General features: G+C 42.2%; 2 protein-coding genes. Both read right to left on the bottom strand.

The annotated features are described in order from the left end of the window. On the bottom strand, positions 1-248 hold a 248-nt coding region (locus ACOVQQ_RS07805; protein ID WP_421817705.1), incomplete at its 3' end, for a nitronate monooxygenase. Continuing rightward, positions 249-1,844, bottom strand: coding sequence for a S8 family serine peptidase (locus ACOVQQ_RS07800; RefSeq protein ID WP_421817704.1), 1,596 nt, complete (start codon positions 1,842-1,844; stop codon positions 249-251). Positions 1,845-3,035: the final 1,191 nt, after the last annotated feature.

Here is a 3,035-nt window from a genome sequence, read left to right as displayed (position 1 = left end):
ATTATTTGAATGATTTCCTCGACATTCGGATAAAGCATAGGAACATTAACACCGAAAGGTTTTGAAGTGAGTTGCTTGGCTTTATCGATATGCTCTTTTAAGACATCGGGATACATTGATCCGGCGCCAATCAGACCTAAACCACCGGCATTAGAAACGGCGGCAGCTAGCTTGGCTCCGCTATTCCAAATCATGCCGCCTTGAACAATCGGATATTGAATTCCGAATAGCTGACAAATAGGATTCATTTAATTTTTGATAAGTTTTTTGATGGTAGTGCTTCCGTTTTGATGAAACACGAACAGATAAATTCCCTTAGACCAGTTTGCGGTATCCAAGCTGGTATTTTCGGTTACTAGAGCTTGATAAATACGTTTTCCTTCGACAGTAAACACCTCTAAATGAGTCGTTTCTTCAATCTGACTCATCGAAAGTTGGTTTGAAAACGGATTTGGGAAGACTTGTACGGTATTTTTAGTAAAATCGGTTGTGGTTAAACCGTTTTGCAAGGCGTTTCCAAAATTCGGAATGCCATAACCAATAGTATTTTGCGGATTTGTAGCAGAAGAAGCTGTATTTCGGATCAAATCCATGATTTGTTGATTGGTGAAGTTAGGAAGCGCTTGCCACAAAGAAGCAATCATTCCTGAAACGATAGGTGCTGAAAACGAGGTTCCGTTCGCACCAGAAACGCTGCCTGTTGGTCCGATAACAGCGGAGGTAACGCCACGAGCTACCACATCGGGTTTTATCCGATTGTCGGCTGTAGGACCCACGCTTGAAAACGACGCCAGATTTCCTTGATTATCGACTGCACCGATGGTAAATGCATGCTGCGCGTCGGCTGGTGCGGAGATGTTTGGCGTGCTTGATCCGCCGCTATTTCCGGCAGAAACGACAACAATCATACCGCGAGAAAAAGCGATATCGGCTCCTCGAGAAATGAACGCAGTTTCACCGTTCATATCGGCAAAAGTGTAGGAATAGCTGGCGTTGTCGTATTGAAAATAACCTAAAGAAGTGTTGATCACGTCGACACCCAAACGATCGGCTTCTTCGGCGGCTTCAACCCAAAGCGATTCTTCGACAGGATTTTCGGAGGCCACATCTTCGGTAACAAACAGGTAGTATTCGGCATCGGGCGCGGTTCCTGCGTATTGGTTTTCGATGAATCCGCCCATAGTCGACAAAACGGCGGTACCGTGACTGCTGTTGTTGGCAACGTCGGTGTTGCGAGTAACGTAGTTGTACGTGCCCAAAATACGATTGTTGTTTACTAAACGTTCGAAAGGCGCGGCAGTAAACACACCGGGAAACCCAGAATCGAGTACGGCAATGATTTTTCCGGTTCCGGTGAAATCGGACTGATGTACAACTTGGCCGTTGATTTGCTGAATTTGTGCGTTGGCAAAGCCGTAGGAAAAATCGGTTAAAGCCTCGGCATTGTGTTTGTTTACCAAGTTTTGTTGAAAACGACCTGAGGCGTTTAAGTTGCTGTTGGCAAAATCGATTTCAGAAACAAACGTTAAGTTTTGAAGTGCATTGATATCATCGACGCTACCGCGAACATGCACGGCGTTAAACCAGCGTGATTTAGCGAGTACGATAATACCCGAACTGTTGTCTACGGTAGTGATGTAACTTTCGGAAATCGGCACGTCTTTGCTGTCGAGCGCGATATTTTGTTGTGCTCGGCGGTTTAGTGCACGTTCGGTGAAAAAACTCAACGGATTTGCGAAGAAGCTTTCTGTGTCTGGTTTATCGGCAAAGTACACCCAAGCATCTTCTTGGGCAAAGGCGTTGCTGACTGAGAATACCAAAAATGCGAGAATTGCTTTTTTCATCACTTCATAGCGGCACGTTTCGGTTACCGTTGTTGTAACACCAAAATTAGTCAAATACTATTTACGATGCGGTTTGATTTAGGGTGTAGCGAAAAACTTAACAACTGTATTTAGTTTTATGACTGGAAAGACGACCTAGATTTATGTAAGTTCGGCTAGCACTATGCATTTGAGGTAATAGCTTAATAGACGCGATGTTTAGTGATTGAAGTTGTAAAGTGCTGGATTATTCTGGCGTATTTCGCTTTTTAGCTTTTTCAATTCATTCGTACATCACCATATAAGTTTAGTGGACCACATAGGCACAGAGGTTTAATAGGTGGATTACGACCATAATGCACGAAATTAGCTTACCACATAGGCACAGAGATTTAATAAATGGGTTGCGCTATAGAAGTGCATTAGCTTTTGATTGAATTAAGCACTTTTTTAATATTCCATCTTTTCACTTTTTTAGCTTTTTTAGCTTTTCACATTTCCGCACGCAAAACCACAATAATTTGGCTGACCGCATAGGCACAGAGGTTTTATAGATGGATTACGACCATGACGTACGAAATTAGCTGACCACATAGGCACAGAGGTTTAATAGATGGATAACGACCATGATGCACAAAATTAGCTGACCACATAGGCACAGAGGCTTGATAGATGGATAGGAATGATGGGGCAGGTTCTTGCAAGGGGATTGTGCAAAGAATAACTTAGAGTAAGCCGTTTATCTAATCATTGGCAGTGTTTTTGTGCCTCTTACAGTCGAAGAGTAAGCAACCGCAATACTCAACTAGAATCATTGTGCGTAGGTCTTCTTGTGACTTTTTTGGTCCGTCGATTAAGATTTCATGTCTTTTCTTTATATCGGCTTTTAATTCGTTAAGTCGTTCATTTTTTTCTTCATCAGTAAATTCGCTCCAATCTTTGTGGTTGCTTTCAATCTCATTGCACAGGTTCTGGCATTCAACGATACTATCGTTTATGATTTCAATCCATAATTTCTTGTTCGTTTTGAACAGTGAATAGGACAAATCTGTCCAGTCCAGTAGGTCAACGCCTTTGACTCCTTGTTTCGTTAGACATTCAGAAGCTCGCTTAAAATTGTCGAGCAAGAAATATAAAAATCCTAACCCGTTGGGTGAAATTAAAAGTGTTGGTTTTTGATGTTGTTGATTGGTCTGTTAAAGATGAATTTAT

The organism is Flavobacterium sp., assembly GCF_049240005.1.
Taxonomy (GTDB): Bacteria; Bacteroidota; Bacteroidia; order Flavobacteriales; family Flavobacteriaceae; genus Flavobacterium.
This window is presented reverse-complemented; position numbering and strand designations above follow the sequence as displayed.